The sequence below is a fragment of the Cryptosporangium japonicum genome (assembly GCF_039524755.1).
In the GTDB taxonomy this organism is placed as follows: domain Bacteria; phylum Actinomycetota; class Actinomycetes; order Mycobacteriales; family Cryptosporangiaceae; genus Cryptosporangium; species Cryptosporangium japonicum.
Genome location: NZ_BAAAGX010000003.1, coordinates 36,627 through 55,022, shown reverse-complemented (window position 1 = coordinate 55,022; position 18,396 = coordinate 36,627). Strand labels below are relative to the sequence as shown.

The 18,396-nt window shown below is 73.6% G+C and carries 12 protein-coding genes; 6 read left to right on the top strand and 6 right to left on the bottom strand.

Annotated features, from left to right (window positions below; all coding sequences use genetic code 11):
• Both ABD437_RS02125 and ABD437_RS02120 read left to right on the top strand, forming a co-directional pair.
• A partial coding sequence (locus ABD437_RS02125; protein ID WP_344647002.1) for a LuxR C-terminal-related transcriptional regulator occupies positions 1-2,102 on the top strand: 2,102 nt, incomplete at its 5' end.
• Positions 2,103-2,179: 77 nt separating this feature from the next.
• Entirely contained in the window at positions 2,180-4,024 is a 1,845-nt protein-coding gene (locus ABD437_RS02120) for an AfsR/SARP family transcriptional regulator (RefSeq protein ID WP_344647001.1), read from the top strand.
• Here the strand turns inward: ABD437_RS02120 and ABD437_RS02115 are convergent, their stop codons facing one another.
• A complete protein-coding gene (locus tag ABD437_RS02115; RefSeq protein ID WP_344647000.1) occupies positions 4,025-4,888 on the bottom strand; it encodes an alpha/beta fold hydrolase in 864 nt (287 codons plus the stop codon).
• 138 nt (positions 4,889-5,026) lie between these two features.
• On the opposite strand from ABD437_RS02115, the gene ABD437_RS02110 reads away from it, so the two are divergent.
• The 3 genes from ABD437_RS02110 to ABD437_RS02100 are packed head-to-tail and all read left to right on the top strand — an operon-like array spanning position 5,027 to position 7,507.
• A complete protein-coding gene (locus ABD437_RS02110) occupies positions 5,027-5,980 on the top strand; it encodes an alpha/beta hydrolase (RefSeq protein WP_344646999.1) in 954 nt (317 codons plus the stop codon).
• Positions 5,977-6,684, top strand: a complete 708-nt coding sequence (locus ABD437_RS02105) for an alpha/beta fold hydrolase (RefSeq protein ID WP_344646998.1) — start codon at positions 5,977-5,979, stop codon at positions 6,682-6,684. Before ABD437_RS02110 ends, ABD437_RS02105 begins: the two co-directional genes overlap by 4 nt.
• A gap of 25 nt (positions 6,685-6,709) precedes the next feature.
• Complete coding sequence (locus tag ABD437_RS02100) at positions 6,710-7,507, top strand: alpha/beta fold hydrolase (protein WP_344646997.1); 798 nt, start codon at positions 6,710-6,712, stop codon at positions 7,505-7,507.
• 46 nt (positions 7,508-7,553) lie between these two features.
• Here the strand turns inward: ABD437_RS02100 and ABD437_RS02095 are convergent, their stop codons facing one another.
• A complete protein-coding gene (locus tag ABD437_RS02095) occupies positions 7,554-10,352 on the bottom strand; it encodes an AAA family ATPase (RefSeq protein WP_344646996.1) in 2,799 nt (932 codons plus the stop codon).
• A gap of 139 nt (positions 10,353-10,491) precedes the next feature.
• Between ABD437_RS02095 and ABD437_RS02090 the strand changes: the two genes are divergently transcribed.
• The gene (locus ABD437_RS02090; RefSeq protein ID WP_344646995.1) at positions 10,492-13,215 is read left to right on the top strand and encodes an AAA family ATPase; all 2,724 of its coding nucleotides are present in this window, start codon (positions 10,492-10,494) and stop codon (positions 13,213-13,215) included.
• Here ABD437_RS02090 and ABD437_RS02085 read toward each other — a convergent pair.
• From ABD437_RS02085 to ABD437_RS02070, 4 genes are read right to left on the bottom strand one after another with little or no spacing between them, the layout of a single operon-like run.
• A complete protein-coding gene (locus ABD437_RS02085; RefSeq protein WP_344646994.1) occupies positions 13,208-14,389 on the bottom strand; it encodes an FAD-dependent monooxygenase in 1,182 nt (393 codons plus the stop codon). The two genes, ABD437_RS02090 and ABD437_RS02085, sit on opposite strands and share 8 nt — an antisense overlap.
• Positions 14,386-15,129, bottom strand: a complete 744-nt coding sequence (locus ABD437_RS02080) for an SDR family oxidoreductase (RefSeq protein ID WP_344646993.1) — start codon at positions 15,127-15,129, stop codon at positions 14,386-14,388. Before ABD437_RS02080 ends, ABD437_RS02085 begins: the two co-directional genes overlap by 4 nt.
• 45 nt (positions 15,130-15,174) lie before the next feature.
• Positions 15,175-17,943, bottom strand: coding sequence for an ATP-binding protein (locus ABD437_RS02075; RefSeq protein ID WP_344646992.1), 2,769 nt, complete (start codon positions 17,941-17,943; stop codon positions 15,175-15,177).
• A 24-nt stretch (positions 17,944-17,967) separates the two neighbouring features.
• Positions 17,968-18,372, bottom strand: coding sequence for a cupin domain-containing protein (locus ABD437_RS02070; protein WP_344646991.1), 405 nt, complete (start codon positions 18,370-18,372; stop codon positions 17,968-17,970).
• Positions 18,373-18,396: the final 24 nt, after the last annotated feature.

Genomic DNA, 18,396 nt, shown 5'->3' with positions numbered 1-18,396 from the left:
TGGCCGACGGGTCGGGCATCCCGCTCGACCCGGACGTGCGGCGGGTGCTGCTCGACACCGCGGCCGGAAACCCGCTCGCGGTGCGCGAACTGGCGGCGGCGATCCAGGATCACGGCCTGACCAGAGGTATCGACCGGCCCGAGCACCTGCCGATGTCCGAACGCCTGGAGCGCACGTTTCTCGGGCAGGTGTCCGCGCTGCCGGAGTCGACCCGCCGACTGCTCCTCGTGCTCGCCGCCGCCGAGGATCTCCCGCTGGCCGACGTGATGACCGCCGCTCGTCGGTTCGCCGCCGGGCCGGACGACCTGGACATCGCCGACGCGGCGGACCTGATCCGGATCAGCGGCGACCGGGCCCTCTTCCGGCATCCGCTGGTCGCGTCGGCGGTGTACGGCGGTGCGGACACCGCCGATCGGGATGCGGTCCACCACGCGTTGTCCGAGACGACGGTGGACGCGGACCGCTCCGCGTGGCACCGGGCACTGGCCACCCACACCGAGGACGAGCGCGTCGCCGCCGCGTTGGCGATGGCCGGACAACGGGCCCGACGCCGTGGCGCGTTGGCCGACGCCGGACGGGCGCTGCACCGCGCGGCCACGCTCACGTCGGTCGGCGAGGTCCGCGCGGCGCGTCTGGTCCAGGCGGCGGAGGCGTACCGGGGGGCCGGGCGGTGGCGCGACGCCGTCCGGGCCGGACGGGAGGCGATACCGCTGACCGCGGACGCCGGGCTGCTGGTGCCGCTCGCGCACACCTTCGCGATGATGGCCGTCATCGGCGCACCGGACGGTGGAGAGCCGTCGGTGTTCGACGAGATCGCCGACCGGCTGCCCGAGGGACCGGAGCGGATCGGCGTCCTGATCGCCGCGGTGACGGCGGCGGACGGCCGCGGGGGCGCACGAGAGCTTCTCGAGCGGCAGCGCGGGTCGACGGACGACCCACTGCTGATCCCGGCCCTGGCCGTGCTCGATCCCGTGCGTTACGCGCCGCACCTGCGGCGACGGCTTCCGCGGACGATTCGGCGCACGGACGACCCGGTCCACCTTCTGGTGCTCGCACGCAGCGCCGAGATCGTCCAGAACGTCCCCGCCGCGATGCGCTGCCTGGACCGGGCCGTCGACGGCTTCCGCCGGGCCGGTTCGCCGCGCGACGTCTGCCTCACGGTGAACCGCCGGGGACGACTACGGCTGGCCGCCGGGCTGTTGACCGACGCCGACGCTGACCTGCAGGTGTCGTTGCGCGTCGCCGAGGAACTCGAGCTGACGACCGTCGTCGCCGCGGGAGCCGTCGCGCTCGCCCGGTTGCGGCTCCGACGGGGAGAACCCGTCGAGGCCGCCGAGGTGCTGGCCCGGGAAGCCGCGCTCGCCGGTGACCGCCCGAGCCGTCGGCTGGCGGCCGACTACGCGTGGGCGCGAGGTCTGCTCGCGTCGGCCGAGAACCGCGCCGAGGACGCGTGGCAGCACCTCCGCGCGGTGTCGGGCGATCGGGAGACTCTCCGGTGGGCGCTGGCTGATCTGGTCGAGGCCGGGCTCGCCGCCGGGCACGCGGAGGAGGCACGGGACGTCGTCGAGGCGGTCGCCGGGGAGGCGGCCGCTCTCGCCTCGCCGTACCTGACGGCGAGCGTTCACCGGTGCCGGGCTCTGCTGGGAACGGGGCCGGCCGTCGACGATGACTACCGGGAAGCGCTCCGGTTCGGCCGGGAGAGCCCGGGCGCGTTCGAGTTGGCCCGCACCCAGGTGGCCTACGGTGCCTGGCTGCGCCAGCAGCGGCGGGTGGTCGAGGCGCGCGAGCCGCTCGCGGACGCACTCCGGGAGCTCGACCGGTTGCGGATCGCCCCGCTGGCCGACCGTGCCGCGGCGGAACTTCGTGCCGCCGGCGTCACACCTGCCCGCGATTCCGCGGCCGCCCGGGTCGTCGACGCGACGGCCGTGCTCACCCGGCAGGAGCTGCAGATCGCGCAGCTCGCCGCGGCGGGACTCACCAATCGGGAGATCGCTGACCAGGTCTTCCTGTCCCATCGCACGGTCGGCGCCCATCTGTACCGCATCTATCCGAAGCTCGGCATCTCGACCCGGGGCGAGCTGGCGGCCCTGATGGCTCGCTGAGGCGCGCGCCCGACCGCCTCGCCAGCAGAGTCGTCCGACGTATTACCGCCGGCCGGTGACGCCGACAGGATCGGGCCATGCTCCAGTTCACAGTTCTTGGTCCGATCGGCGTCCGGCTCGGCGATGCGGAAGTGGAGACCGGGGGCCGGCAGCAGCGAGTGGTGCTCGCCCTGCTGCTGGCCCGGGCCGGCGCGAACGTGAGCGTGTCCGAGCTGGTCGACACGCTGTGGGAGGACGACCCACCGACGAGCGCGGTGAACGTCGTCCACCGCTCGATCGGCATGCTCCGGCGCATGATCGAGCCGGGGCTGCCCGTGCGGACGACGGGCAACTACGTCGTTCGCGGCCCGAGCGGATACCGGCTCCAGGTCGATGCGCGATCGCTCGACCTGCTCCGCTTCCGCTCGCTGACGGACCAGGCCCGGGGCGCGGACGAACCCGGGCGCGCGATCCGTCTGTACACCGAGGCCCTGTCGCTCTGGCAAGGGCCGTCGGCGGCGGGGCTCCGAGCAGTGTCCCGCACCCATCCGGCCTTCGTCGCGATCGACGCCGAATGTTCGCTCGTCGTCCGGGAGGCCGCGGACCTCGCGCTGCGCCACGGCCCGGTGAACCTGGTGCTTCCCGCGCTGCGCCGGGCCGCGCACCTCAACCCGCTGGACGAGGCGCTGCAGGCACGCCTCGTCCGGTCGCTGGCGGCCGATGGCCGGCAGTCCGAGGCCGTGAGCCTGTTCCAGGCCGTGCGTCGGCGCCTGGACCGGGAGCTCGGCATCGACCCGTCGCCGGAACTCCTCGACGCGTACGACCACCTGCTGCACCAGCGAGCCGTCCCGGCCCCACCGAGCGCCGGCAAGCGGTCCGTTCCGGCCCAGCTCCCACCGGACCATCCGTTCTTCAGCGGCCGCTCCGACGTGCTGGCGAGGGCCGAAGCGATCCTCGCGCAGGACCGGAGCCACGGCCGCCCGACGGTCGCGCTGGCGATCGACGGTATGCCCGGTGTCGGCAAGACCACGCTGGCCGTGCACCTGGGGCACCGGTTGGCCGCGGACTACCCGGACGGTCAGCTCTACGCCGACCTTCGAGGCCTCGCCCCCCACGGTGCGACCATGGCGCCGGACGAGGCGTTGCGTGGCTTCTTGAGCTCGCTCGGCACCCCGTCGTCCGGTCTCCCGACCGAGTTGCACGCACTGGCCGGGCTGTACCGGAGCGTGCTCGCTGATCGCCGGGTGCTGGTGGTGCTGGACAACTGCCGCGACTACCAGCAGCTGCGCCATCTGTTGCCCGCGTCGCCCGGCAGCCTGGTGATCGTCACCAGCCGGCGGCGTCTGACCGGGCTGATCACCACCGGTGGCGGCCAGCCGCTGCCGCTGGACCTGCCGAGCCGGGAGGAGGCGCGTGCGCTCGTGGAGCGCCGGCTGGGCGAGGAACGGGTGGCCGGGGCGCGCCGGGCGGTGGCCGAGATCGTCGACCGCTGCGGACGGTTGCCGCTGGCCCTGGCGTTGGTGACGGCACGAGCGGCGGCGCACCCCGGTACCCCGCTCGCGGAGATCGCGGCCGAACTGACCGCGACACGAGACCTCAGCGGGTTCGGCCCGGACCTGGCGGCCGATCTGCGGATCGCGTTCTCCTGGTCCTACCGCGATCTGACACCGGACGCGGCCCGGCTGTTCCGCCTCCTGCCGCTGAACCCCGGACCGGAGCTGACCGCGGTCTCGGCGGCTGCTCTCGCCGACGTCGACCACCGCACCGGTGCCGCTCTCCTGGGTGAACTGGCCTCGCTGACGATCCTGCGGCCTCGGGCGGGCCGGTACGAAGTTCACGAGCTGCTGCACGCCTACGCCGAGGAGCTGAGTGAACAGCACGACACCGCCGCCCGTCGTCGCGCCGCGGCGTCGCGGGTCGCGCAGTACCGGCAGCCGGCCTGATCAGCCGTGGAACCGCCGGAGGGCGGCCAGCGTCGCCTCCGGATTCTGCTCGGGGATGAAGTGCCCGCTGTCGATCGCCTCACCGGTCACCTCGTCGGCCCAGTTCCGCCAGATCGCCAGCGGGTCGTACCAGGCACCGACCGCGCCGCCGGCCGCCCAGAGCACCTGCACCGGGCAGGCGATCCGGCGCCCGGCCGTGCGGTCCTCGTCGTCGACCGCTCGGTCGCAGGTCGCACCCGCGCGGTAGTCCTCGCAGATCGCGTGGATCACCCGCGGATTCCGGACGTGCCGGGAGTACTCCGCGACGGCGGGGAACGACCGCATCGCCCCGCCGAACTGGGCGTCGAAGAAGAACCAGTCCGGGTCGGCGGCGATGAGCGTCTCCGGTAGCGGGAACGGTTGGGCGAGCACGGCCCAGTGCCAGTAGCCCAGCGCGAACCGGTCGTCGGCGTGCGCCCAGACTTCGCCGGTCGGCACGATGTCGAGCACCGTCAGCCGGCGAACCACGGCCGGGTGATCCAGCGCCAAGCGGTATCCGACCCGCCCACCCCGGTCGTGACCGGCGACGTCGAACGTGTCGAAGCCCAGCTGACGCATGAGCGCGACCGCGTCCGCGGCCATCGCGCGCTTGCCGTACGTGGAGTGGTCGGCGACGGTGGGCGGCGCGGTGCTCTCGCCGTATCCGCGGAGATCCGGGGCGACGATCGTGAACTCGGCGGCGAGCGCGTCCGCGACGGGGTTCCACAGCTCGTGGGTCTCGGGATAACCGTGCAGCAACAGGAGCGGCGGGCCGTCGCCCCCGTGCCGGACCCGCAGCGTCACCTCACCGACGTCGATGCGGGTGGTGGCGAAGACGTCGGACATGGTGGTCTCCTCGGTCGAGCCGGTAAAGGCCCGACCGTAGCTCCGGCCGATGACGACGCAGTGCGGTCGCGTACGCACTGGATCAGCACTCGGCCTTCCTAGCGTCGGCCCCGACAACCACTTCGTCGGGAGGCAGTCATGGCCGAAGTCGTGCTGGAAACGGCCGCGCAGGAGTTCGCGGACGCCACGTCGAAACCGCCGTTCATCTACCAGCTCTCCCCGGTCGAGGCCCGCAAGGTCCTCGACGACGTCCAAGCCGGACCGGTCGACGCGCCGCCGGTGGACGAGCAGTGGGTCGTCGTCTCCGCCGCGGTGGGCGACGTCCGGGTGCGCATCGTGAAGCCCCAGGGTGCGACCGGTGCGTTGCCGGTCGTCCTGTACGTCCACGGCGGTGGCTGGGTGCTGGGCAACGCGGGCACCCACGACCGGCTCGTCCGCGAGTTCGCGGTGGGCATCGGCGCCGCGGTGGTGTTCGTCGAGTACACGCCGTCGCCGGACGCGCACTACCCGGTCGCGATCGAGCAGGCGTACGCGACCGCCCGCTGGGTCGTCGCCGAGGGTGCCGCGCACGGCCTCGACAGTGCGCGGATGGCGGTGGCCGGCGACTCGGTCGGTGGCAACATGACCGCGGCGCTGACGCTCCTGGCCAAACAGCGCGGCGACGTCACGTTCGTGCACCAGTCGATGTACTACCCGGTCACCGACGCCCGGCAGAACACCGAGAGCTACCGGACCTTCGCCGACGGGCCGTTCCTCACCGCGGCCGGCATGGCCTGGTTCTGGGACCAGTACGCCCCGGACCACGCGGTGCGCTCGGAGATCACGGCCTCGCCGAACCTGGCCAGGCCGGAGGACCTGACCGGCCTCCCACCGGCGTTCCTGATCGTCGACGAGGCGGACGTCCTGCGGGACGAGGGGGAGGCGTACGCGGCCAAGCTGCGTGCGGCCGGGGTGCCGATCACGACGGTGCGGTACGACGGCATCTGCCACGACTTCATGATGCTCAACCCGCTGAAGGACACCCACGCCGCGCGCGGCGCGACCGCTCAGGCGATCGCGGTGCTGCGCGAAGCCCTCGGGGTGACCCGATGACGCGGCCGACGGTGGTGCTGGTCCACGGCGCGTTCGCCGACTCCAGCGGGTGGGGCGGCACGATCACCCGGCTGCAGGACGCCGGTTATCCGGTCGTCGCCGCGTCGAACCCGCTGCGCAGCGTGGCCTCGGACGCCGCCCAGGTGCGTGCGCTCGTCGACAGCATCGACGGACCGGTCGTGCTGGTCGGGCACTCGTACGGCGGCGTCGTCGTGTCCACCGCGTCGGCCGGCGCGTCGAACGTGCGTGCACTGGTCTACGTCGCGGCGTTCGCCCCGGCGGAGGACGAGAGCGCCGCGTCGCTCGCCGCGCTGTACCCGGGCAGCACGCTGGGGGAGGCGCTGCGCCCGGTGCCGCTGCCGGACGGTGGCCAGGACCTCTATCTCGACCGGACGCTCTTCCACCAGCAGTTCTGTGCGGACGTGCCGGCGGACCTGGCGACGCTGATGGCGGCCACCCAGCGTCCGATCACGGCCGCCGCGTTGAACGAGCCGGTCACCGGTCCGCAGGGGTGGCAGGCGATCCCCAGCTACTTCCTGATCGCCGGGGCCGACCGGAACATCCCGGCGCAGGCGCAGCACTTCGTCGCCGACCGCGCGAAGGGCGTCGTCCAGGAGATCGCCGACGGATCGCACGCGGCGTTCGTCGCGCACCCCGACCTGACCGCGTCGCTCATCGACCGGGCCGCGGGCGAATCCGCCTAGCGCCTCTCGAGAGGAAGGAACTTCGATGTTCAGACGGACGGTGGCTCTCGCCGCCGCACTCCTGGCGATCGTTTCGGTGACGACGCTCGGCCCGGGCGCCGCGGCGGCGTCCACCCCGCGCCCGAAGCCGACGATCGTCCTGGTCCACGGCGCGTTCGCGGACTCCAGCGGCTGGAACGGCGTGACGGCCCGGTTGCGGCGGGCCGGGTACCCGGTCGTGGCGGCCGCCAACCCCCTGCGTGGTGTCGCCTCCGACGCCGCGCAGGTGACGGCGCTGCTCGAGAGCATCCGGGGCCCGATCGTCCTGGTCGGACACTCCTACGGCGGGGCCGTGATCTCCCGGGCCGCGGTCGGTGACCGCGACGTGAAGGCGCTCGTGTACGTGGCCGCGTTCGCGCCGGTCGCGGGGGAGAGCGGCGCCGACCTGTCGGCGAAGTTCCCCGGCAGCACGCTCGCCGACACGCTGCGCCCGGTGCCTCTGCCCGGCGGCGGCGAGGATCTCTACGTCGATCCGACGCTGTTCCGGCGCCAGTTCGCGGCCGACGTCCCGGCCTCCGACGCCGCGCTGATGGCCGTCGCCCAACGCCCGATCACGGCGGCGGCGTTGGCGGAGGACGCGGTCGGGCCGCAGGCCTGGCAGTCGGTCCGGAGCTACTTCCTGGTCGCCGGGGCCGACCGGAACATCCCGCCGAAGGTGCAGCAGTTCATGGCCCAGCGGGCCAAGGGCGTGGTGCGTCTGGTTCCACGCGCGTCGCACGCGGTCTTCGTCTCGCAGCCCGGCATCACGGCGTCGTTCATCCAGCAGGCCGCTTCGAAGGCCTGACCCCTCACACCGCACCGGCGCGCGACACCGCGCGCCGGTGCGTTCGTCACGGCTGGGCCGTGCCTTCGGCCCGCAGCGCATCCGCCAGGTCACGCCGGGACCGGACGCCACGCTTCAGGAACACCTTCCGGAGGTGGTACTCCACCGTCCGGACGCTGAGGAACAGGCGGGCGGCGATCTCGCGGTTCGAGAGGCCGTCGGCCACCAGGCGCGCCACGTTCGCCTCCTGCACCGTCAACGCGTCGCCGGGATCGACCAGGCGGCTCCGGGCCGTCTCTCCGGTCGCTTCCAGTTCGCGGTGTGCCCGCGCGGCGAACGCGGCCGCTCCCCGACCGGACAGCAACTCGTGCGCGGTGCGGAGTTCGCCCCGGGCGTCGATCCGGCGGCGACGGCGGCGCAGCCACTCCCCGTAGGCCAGCCGGGCGCGACCCTCGTACACCGCGAGACCACCCCGCCGGTAGCGGTCGATCGCTTCGCGGTGGTGGGCCTCGGCGCCGGCCGGATCGTCGGTCAGCGCGCGGCCGGCCGCGAGCATGCCCAGCGCCCAGTCCCCGCCGACCGGCTCGGTGAGAGCGGTGAGCTCGGCGAGGGCGCGGTCGGCGGTGGCCCGGTCGCCGACCCGCACCGCGGCCTCGATCAGTTCGGCCAGGATGCGTGAGCTGTAGGTGAGCAGGTGGATCTGATCCAACTCTCCGCGGCCGACCCGCAACGCGTCCTCCGAGTCGCCGACCCCGTTGGCCAGGATCGCCTCGGCGAAGTTGGCGATCGTCGGCGTCACCCGGTCTCCCGCGGCGACGTCCTGCCGGAGCTCGCCCGCCAGCCGCGACACGGCCGGGGCGTTTCCGCGCCAGGCCGCGGTCAGCAACCGGTGGGTGCGCCGGAACGGGTGCCCGATCGCGTCTTTGATCACGTCGATCTCGTCCGCGATGAGTTCGGCCTCGGCGAGTCGGCCCTGGACCAACCGGGCGGCGCCGGCGAACGACAGAACCAGAGGGAGGACGGTCAGCTGTCCGTCGGCACGCGCCAGTTCGACGTGCCGGTCGGACAGGGTCCGCATCGCGTCCACGTCCCAGGTCTCGATGGCGGCGTTACAGTCCAGGCCGGCCGACCGGGTGGGGATCAGGGGCGCGGGCGCGTCGAGGAGTCCGGTGACGGAGCGGCGGAGAAGCGGGATCGCCTCCGCGCGTTTCCCGAGTCCGATCAGCGCCTGACCGCGCAGCAACAGGTCCACCGGGTGGGTGGAGTCGGCATCGGTCGCGTCGAACACCGCTCGGCTGAGGTCGCGGTAGGGAACATCGCCGTCGCCGGGATCGGACCGCTTCCGACCGAGCGTGAACTGCGCCATGAACAGCGCTTCGTAGTGTGCTGTACGCACGAAGCCCGCGTCCGGGACATCCGGCCGATCGGCCGCGGCCAGGATCTCACGCACGACTCTCGGGCTTCGATGGCGGGCGAAATCGACCTGCGCACGGAGGAGCGCGACCTGGGCCGAGCCGAGCGGGTCGAGCGCATCGGCCGGCAGGACGCTGAGCAGCAGTTCGGCGGCCTCCGGCGCACCGGCGTCGAGTTTGGCCTGCGCCGCGGCCAACAGCCGGCGGGCCCGATCGACCGGCCCGGGGGTGAGGGCGGCCGCGCGCTCCAGGAACGCCGCCGCCGCGGCGACGCCTCCGCGGCCGCGGGCCCGCACGGCCGACTCCTCGAGCACCTCGGCGATCCCCTCGTCCGGTTCGACCGCGGCGTGGCCGCGGTGCCAGGCACGCCGGTCCGGATCGAGCTCGACCGGCGTCGCCTCGGCGAGGGCGGCGTGCGCCCGGCGGCGGTCGGGCGGTGAGGCGGCGCGGTAGATCGCCGACCGGACCAACGGGTGCCGGAAACCGACGCGTGTACCGACGGTGAGCGCGCCGGAGTGTTCCGCCTCGTCGATCGCGTCCGGGCCCAACGACAGCGCACGGACCGCCAGCCGGAGCAGCGAAGAGTCACCGGTCGGGTCGGCCGCGGCCACCAGCAGCACCCGGCGGGCGCTCTCCGGCAGGCCGCTGAGTTGATCCAGCAGGCTCTTCTCGATCCGGGAGGTCAGCGTCGTGTTCCCCGCGACCGTGTACCCCCCGGCGATCTCGGTGGGGCTCAGCGCCGACGGCAGCTCGTGCAGCGCGAGCGGGTTCCCGCCGGCCTCGGCGAGGAGCCGGTCCCGGACCCGAGCGTCGATCCGCCCGGGCAGAACCTGATTCAGCAGCGTGCGGGCGTCGTCGGTGTTCAGGCCGGGCACGGCCAGCCCGGGAAGTCCGCGGAACGTCGTGTCGACCGTCCGCATCACGAAGATCAGCACGACACCTTCGGAACCCAACCGGCGCGCGCTGAAGGCCAGGGCTTGCCGGGAAGCGTCGTCGAGCCACTGCGCGTCGTCGATCAAGCAACAGATCGGTCGCTCGGCGGCCACCTCGGTGAGCAGCCCGAGGACGGCCGCGCCGATGAGGAACGGGCTCGGCGCGGCACCGGTGCGCAGGCCGAGCGCGGTCTCCAGCGCGTCACGCTGGGGCGCCGGTAGACCCGCGGCCCGATCGAGCATCCCCGCGGTCAGCTGGTGCAGGCCGGCGTAGGGCAGCTCCATCTCCGATTCGACGCCGACCGTGCGCTCGACGCGGATCCCGGTCGTGAACCGGTCGAGCGCCGTCTCGGCCAGCGCGGTCTTGCCGATGCCCGGGTCGCCGTGCACCACCAGCGCCCCGCTGGTGCCGGCGCGAGCGTCGTCGAGAACCTTCCGGATGACGTCCAGCTCCGCGACGCGGCCCCGCAGCTCCGACCGGCTCGAGGCGGCGACGGTGAGTCGCCGGTTCCGCTCAACCACGGATGCGAGCGCCGGAAGTCGGCTGGGGGACCACGGATGCGAACACGAACGAACCCTACCGACGCCGGGGTCCTCCGGTGACGCGACGTCCCTACGAGCGGCGCCATCGTCGAGGGCAGTGGAGCGGTCAGGAGGAACAGTGCTCGGTGAGATGGTCGGCCGCGAGGCCGAGCTGGCCTTGATGAACGAGTCGTTGGACGGCATCGGACGTGGACTGGTCCTCCGCGGGCCGAGAGGAATCGGAAAGACCGCGCTGCTCCGCGCGGGCGCGCACCTGGCCGAACGGCGGGGCTTCACCGTGCTGCGATGCCAGGGCACCCCCCGGGAGCACACGCTGCGCTACAGCGGGCTCCATCAACTGCTCCGTCCGCTCCTGGCCGACTTCGCCGGGCTGATCGAGGGTGAGCGCGACGCGCTGGACGTGCTCTTCGGGATCGCCGACGGGCCACGCCCCGACTCCCCGCTGGTCTGCCGGGCCGCGTCCGGTCTGCTCGTCCGCGCGGCCTCCCGCGCTCCGGTTCTGCTCGTGCTGGACGACCTCCCCGCGCTCGACCCCGACAGCCTGCGTGTCGTCGAGTACGTGCTTCGGCATCGAGGGAACACGCCTGTGGTCGTCTTCGCGGCGGGCTCGACCGACCCGCTGACGACCGGCCTGCTCCCGCGACGGGACCTCCCCGAGCTTCCGCCCGACGCCGCGGGCACCCTGGTCGGGGCGGTGGCTCCGCGGCTCTCCGCGGTCGACCGCGACGTCGTACTGGGGCTCGCGCAGGGGAATCCGCTCGCGTTGGCCGAGTGGTCCCGGCACCTGGTGGAGCACGGCGCACCCCTGGGGACGTGCCGATACGACCTGGCCGACTTCCCGGCCCGGCTGGAGCAGGACTTCGGGATCGCCCGGCACGGACTTCCCCGGCGGACGGCACGCCTGTTGGTGCTCCTCGCGGCGTACGACGGCGACATCGCCGACGCTCCCGGGGGCGCGGACGAGTTCTGGCGCGCGGCGGCCGAACTCGAGCTGACGGAGGCCGACCTGCGGGCCGCCGAGCAGTCGGGGGTGGTGACCGCCGCGAGCGACGTGCCTCGCTTCGGCCATCCGCTCACCCGCGCGGTCCTCTACGGCACGGCGTCGCCGGCCGAGCGGTCACGGGCGCACACCGCGTTCGCCGACACCCTGACCGCCGACCCGGACCGGGTCGTCTGGCACCGCGCCGCGGCCACCCTGGGCCGCGACGACCACGTGGCCGCGCGCCTGCACGCCATCGGTGAGCAGGCGAGGAGGAACGGAGCCGTGGCCAGGGCCGCGACCGCCTACGAGTGGGCCGGTCGGCTCTCCACGGCGGGCGACGCGGCGGCGCACCGCCTGGGCCTGGCCGCCGACGCGGCGCTGCGCGCGGGACACCGGCGGCACGCGGCGGTGCTGATCGGCCGGGCCCGATCGCTGGCCGAGCATCCGGCCGCCGTTCCCGATCTGATCCTGCCGGAGTACTACGCGCGGGTGCTCAACGACGTCCCCGGCCAGAGCGTCGACGAGCTACTGCGTTCTCTTCCCGAGCTGCCGCCGACCCACCGGGGGCTCGCCGTGCTGGTCGCCGCGATGGACGTCCACAACTCCGGTGACCCGGGCGGGGAGGCGGCCCGGATCGAGCGCGCCACGGTGCGGCTCGGTCTCGCCGCCGACGATCCCCTCCGGGTCATCACGCTGGCCGCCGTCGCGCCGCGGACGCACGCCCGCGAACTGATGCCGCTCGTCCGGCGGCACTGCGGACGGGTCGCGGAGCTCGCGACCACGTATCAGATGGTCGGCCTGGGCGGTGCCGCCGAGTCCCTCCGGATGGTCCCGGAGGCCGAGCAGTGCTACCGCGCCGCCATCGTGGCCTGCGACACCGAGAACTCGCTGCTCGAGAAGTGCCTGTCGATGGTCCGCCACGCGTCGCTGCTCGCCCTGACCGGAGCGTTCGCGCCGGCGCTGACCGAGGCGCGGGAGGCTTGTACGCAGGCGGAGCGCCTCGACCTGACCGAGGCCGCGGTCGCGTCGGCCGCGATCGCGGCCCGGGTGCACGCCTGGCAGGGCGACGTCCCGGCCGCCGTCGCGTCACTGGCTCGCAGCGCGCGGCTGACCCACCTGGCCCGGCCCCATCCGGCGACGCTCACCGAGGTCGCGTCGGCGCGTGCCGCTCTCGCGTTGGTGCAGGGCCGACCGGCGGAGGCCGTGCACGCGCTGCTCGAGGTGGCCGGGCACCGGACCTGGGCCGGCCACACGCTCGGAGACCTGGCCGAGGCCGCGAGCCGGGTGGGCGGGAGTTCCGCCGTGGCGGACGTCGTGGAGCGGATCGCCGCGGACGCGGAGGTCTTCGACTCGGACCTGCTGCGCCACCTGACGCTGCGGGCCCGCGCGCTCGCCGGCGACGCCTCGCTGTTCGACGAGGCGCTCGCGACTCCCGGGGAGGATCGCTTCCCGGTGGAGTGGGCGCGGACCCGCCTGGCTCACGGCGAGTGGCTACGTCGGCGCCGTCGCCAGCTCCGGGCCCGCTCTCGTCTCGCCGCCGCGTCGGCGGTCTTCGCCGCGGCGGGCGCGGAGCCATGGCGGGTTCGTGCGTCGCTGGAACTGCGCGCGGCGGGCGGCACCGTACCGTCGTCCGACCCGGAGCGGGGCGATCAGCTCGAACGGGCGACGTTGACCCCACAGGAACGGCTGGTGGCGCGGCTGGCCGGCGATGGACTGTCCAACCAGGACATCGCCGGACGCATCGCCGTGTCGCCGCGCACGGTCGGTACCCACCTGGCCAACACCTACGCGAAGCTCGGCATCCGACGGCGCTCCGAACTGGCCGCGCTCCTGCGCGACGGCACCACGGGGGTCAGGTAGCTCCGCGGTTCACCCCGGCCGACGCTTCCGAGGTCAACCGACGGGTCACCACCGCGACCACTTTTCCGCGGATCCAGGCCGCGAACGGGTTCGACGGCACGAAGAACTGCGCCTTCACGTACGCGAGCAGTTGATGCTTGCGGACCAGCGGGCGCATCCGTTTCTCCCAGGCGCCGAACGCCGCGGGCAGGTCGTCCGGACGCGCCGAGAGCTCGTCGCCGAGCGCGACCGCACCGATCATCCCCGCGCTCGCGCCCATGCCCGAGTAGAGCGTGAGACACCACGCCGCGTCGCCCAGGAGAACCACTCGCCCGTCGTGCCAGCGGGGCATCCGCACCTGGTGCACGGAGTCGAACAAGCGGTCCGGTTGCCGACGCAGTTGCTCCAGCGCGAAGGCGACCATGCCCCCTCCGTCCAGCCCGGCGAACCGGGAGGTGAGCGTGGTGACGGGATCGTTCCGGAATTCCGCGTCGACGTTCCGCGTCCGGTAGGCGAACAGCGCGGTGGGAGTGCGATCACGGAAGGGGAACACCCAGAGGGATCGCCCGGGTTGGGCCAGGATCACCTGGTCGCTGTCGGGATAACCGGGCACCTGGTGATCGAGGGAGAACGCGCAGACGACGGCGTGCAGGGACCGCATGAACGTCGCGTCGGCGCCGAAGACCAGGCGGCGCACGGTCGATCGCAGCCCGTCGGCCCCGACCACGAGGTCGAACTCCTCCTCGTAGGTCCGGTCGTCCGCGGTGTCGAGCAGTGTCACGCCGACGGTCTCCGGCGTCTGCCGCACCGCGACCGGCACGGTGGCGAACCGTACCTCGATCCGGCCGTCGACCCGCTTCCACAGGGCGTCCTCGATGTCGCCCCGCATCACCCCTTCCGGGTTCCCCGGCTGGTCCAGGAAGCCCGCGCTGTGCTGCCGGCGGCCGACCCGGTCCACGGTCCAGGTGTGGTGGTCGGGCGGGGTACGCAGGTGCATGCGTGCGAGTACGCCCAGCCGCGCCGCCGCCGTCTTGCCCACGGAGAACAACCCGACGAAGTAGCCACCGGTCCGGCGGGACGGCGCGCGCTCGACCACCACCGGCTCCCACCCCGCCTCGTGGAGCCGGATCGCGGTGGCCATGCCGGAGATTCCGAGGCCGACCACCAGAACCCGGCGCGGCCGGCCCGAACTCACGAGGTGACCCAGTCCGTCAGGCGGGTGCGACCCAGCCGGGCACCGGACCCGGGAAGCAGCAGCCGTTCGCTGAGGGGCACGCCGAAGAAGGGCGCCACGGACGGGTCGGTGACGACCGCGCGTTCGTCGCCCCGCGCCGCGAGCAGCCGCCGGGCGAACTCGTCGAGCCCCATCGCCTCCGGGCCGGCGACCTCCACGACGTCCTCGACCGGCGGCTCCGACACGATCGTCGTCAGCAGGTCCACCAGGTCGGGGACGGCGATGGGCTGAACCATGGTGCCCGGCAAGCGCACGGGCTCTCCCGGGGCGCCGTCGCCGACGAGCAGGGCGAGGAAATCGAAGAACTGCGTGGATCGCACGATCGTGTACGGCACGTCGCCGTCGCGCACCGCGTGTTCCTGCGCCACCTTCGCCCGGTAGTAGCCCAGGTCGTGGGGGCGGTCGACGCCGACGATGGAGAGCAGCACGTGGTGCCGCACACCGGCCTTGCTCTCGGCCGCGAGCAGGTTGCGGACGGAGGTCCGGAAGAACTCCGTGGCCGGCCCTTCCGCCATGTCGGGCGAGTTGGTGACGTCGACGGTCGCGGTCGCGCCGTCCAGCGCCTCGTCCAGACCGGTACCGGCGATGGTGTCGAAACCGGTCGTGACGTCCGCGACCACGACCTCGTGGCCGTGCTCCCGCACGTTCGCGACGAGAGCCCGGCCGACCCGGCCCGCTCCTCCGACGACGACAATCTTCATGACCGTCTCCCTTTCGTGTGGGGTGCGTCCACACGCTAGGAAGGCTCAGTGCGGATCGAGTGACGGAGCGGTGGTCAGCTCCTTCCGCGACCGGATGCCGCGCTTGAGGAAGACCTTCCGCAGGTGGTACTCCACGGTCCGGTCGCTGACGAACAGCCGGGTGGCAATTTCTCGGTTCGTCAGCCCCTCCGCTACCAGCCGGGCCACGTTCGCCTCCTGCGTGGTCAGCGCGGTGGACGGGGCCTCCGTGCGGACGCGAGCCGTCTCGCCGGTCGCCTCGAGCTCCCGTCCGGCCCGCGCCGCGAACCCGGCCGCGCCGCGCCCCGACAGCACGTCGTGAGCGGCGCGGAGCTGCTCACGAGCGTCGACCCGGCGTCGTTGCCGGCGCAACCATTCGCCGTACGCCAGCCGGGCCCGGGCTTCGAAGATGACCATCTCGGCCGACCCCAACCGATCGATCGCCTCGCGGTGGTGCTCCTCGGCGTCCGTCGGACCGGCGGTCAGGGCCCGGGCCGCGGCGAGGGTGCCGAGCGCCCAGTCGCCGCCGACGGGCTCGGTGAGGGCGGTGAGCTCGGTCAGCGCGCGATCGGCGAGCGCCCGCTCGCGGACCCGCACCGCGGCCTCGACCAGCTCGAACGCGATCCGCGAGGTGAACGTCACCTGCCGGACGTGCCCGAGCTCCAGCGAACCCACCCGTACGGCGTCCTCGTGCCGGCCGAGTCCGTTGGCCAGGATCGCCTCGGCGTAGTGGGCGGTGCTGAGCGGTGCACCGTCGCCGGTGGCGGCGGCACCCTGCCGGAGCACCGCCGCGTGCCGCGCGACCTCGGCGGTGTCCCCGCGCCAGGCTGCGAGCTGCACCCGGACGTGCGGAGGGAACGTGTAGCCGATCGCCTCCCCGATCACCGCGATCTCGTCGGTGAAGCGTTCGGCGTCGTCGAGCCGGCCCAGGCTCGCGCAGGCCGCTCCGGCGTAGGACAGCATGACCGGCAACGCGGTCAGCAGCCCTTCGGCCCGGGCGGCCGCGATCTGGCGCTCGCACAGCGCCATGAGCAGTCTCATGTCCCAGACGTCGGCCGCCGAGATGGCTTCCAGGCCGATCGACTGCGGCGGGATCAGGTCGACCGGAGCCGTCAGCAGCCCGGCGAGGGCCCGGTGCAGGACCGGTACGGCCCGGGCGCGGGCGCCGACCCCGATCAGCGCCTGTCCGCGGAGCAACACGTCGACCGGGTGGGTCGAGTGCGGATCGGTGGCGTCGAGGACTTCCTGGCAGATGTCCCGCCAGGGGTACCCGTCGACGCCGGGGCCGTCGTCCACGCCGTCGCCGGGGCGGCCACCCTGAGCGATCGCCACCCGCAGCGCGCTGTAGTGCGCGTTGCGCCGGAGTTCCGGATCCACGCCCGCGAGCTGCCGGGCGGCGGCGAGGATGTCGCGGGCGATCTCGGGGGTGCGGCGCCGTGCGAAACCCGCCTGCGCCCGCAGGAGCGCGGCCAGCGCCGACCCACGGTGATCGAGCGCGGGGCCGGGCACGTCGTCGAGCAGCGCCTGAGCGGCCTCCGGTGCGCCGGCGTCGAGCTTGGCCTGCGCCGCGGCCAGCAGACGGCGGGCGCGACCAGCGGGATCGGGACTCAGCGCGGCGGCGCGTTCCAGGAAGGCGGCGGCGGCCGAGACACCACCGCGCCCCCGGGCGCGCACCGAGGATCCTTCGAGCTCGGCGGCCACGCTCTCGTCCGGCTCGACCGCGGCGTGTCCCCGGTGCCAGGCGCGGCGGTCCGGATCCCGCTCGGCGATGGTCGCCGAGGCGAGCGTCGCGTGCGCGCGACGCCGGTCGGCGGGCAGCGCGGTGCGATAGACACCCGACCGGACGAGCGGGTGACGGAACTCGACCCGCTCGCCGATCACGAGGTCGCCGGTGCGTTCCACGGCTTCGACCGCCCCCGCGTCGACGTCCAGCGAGCGCATCGCCCGACGCAGCAACTGGGCGTCGCCGGTCGGATCGGCCGCCGCGAGCAGCATCACCGAGCGGGCGTCCGGCGCCAGGCCGTCGAGCCGGCTCAGCAGGCTGTCCTCGATCCGGGTGGCCAGCGATACCGGGCCGCCCATCGTGAAGCCGCCGGCCAGGTCGGCCGGCGCGCGAACGAGCGGGAGTTCGCGCAGAGCGAGGGGGTTGCCCTTGGCCTCCGCGAGGATCCGGGCCCGGATCCGGTCGTCGATCGGTCCGACCAGTTGCTGGGCGAGCAGCCGCTCGGCGTCCGGTTCGGCCAGACCGGTCAGGGTGAGTTCGGGAAGCCGCGTGAACGGCGCGTCGACCGTCCGCATCACGAACAGCAGCACGACACCCTCGGACTGCAGCCGGCGCGCGGCGAACGCGAGCACCGTCCGGGAGGCCTCGTCCAGCCACTGGGCGTCGTCGACCACGCAACACAGCGGGCCGTCAGCAGCCGTTTCCGACAGCAGACCCAGGACGGCGAGCCCGATCAGGAAGGGCCCCGGCGCCGGGCCGGAGCGCAGACCGAGGGCCACCTCCAACGCGTCGCGCTGGGGCTCCGGCAGACCACCGACCCGGTCGAGCAGGCCGACGAGGAGGAGGTGCAGCCCCGCGTACGGCAGCTCCATCTCCGATTCGACGCCGACCGCGTGCTCGACCCGCACGCCGTCCCCGAGACGGGCCAGCGCCGAGCGCACCAGGGCGGTCTTCCCGATGCCGGCCTCGCCGTGCACCACCAGGGTCGCGCTCTCGCCGCGGCGTGCTCCGTCGAAGAGCGTGCGCAGAACCGCCAACTCGTTGCTGCGGCCGTGGAGAGGTCCGGACACCATCGGACCATTGTGGCCGGGCTCGCGTCAGGTGGGGCGCGGTGCCCTCCGGTTCCGCCGGGCCGCGAGTTCGCCGGGGTCGACGAAGGTCAGCATCGGGGCTCCGGGCGGACACAGCAGGGTCACCAGGAACCGCAGGCGGTCGCGGTCGCTGTGGTTGCCGTCCTGGTAGTGGATGGTGTCGCCGCCGGGCTCCCAGAACGCTTCACCGGCGCGGACCACGCGTTCCGGCTCACCTTCGATCTCGAAACGCATCTCGCCTTCGAGGACGTATCCGAAGGCGGGGCCGGGGTGGCGATGCGGCGCGGCACCAGGATGCCCCGCGGGGTACTCGATGGTGAACGTGACGGCGTCCGCATTCGGCGGTACGAAGGGCGGCCGGACTTCCTGGAGGACGGTCAAGGCGTTCGACGCGTGCTGGTTCTCGGTCATGTCGGCGACGCTAGGGATCCTCAG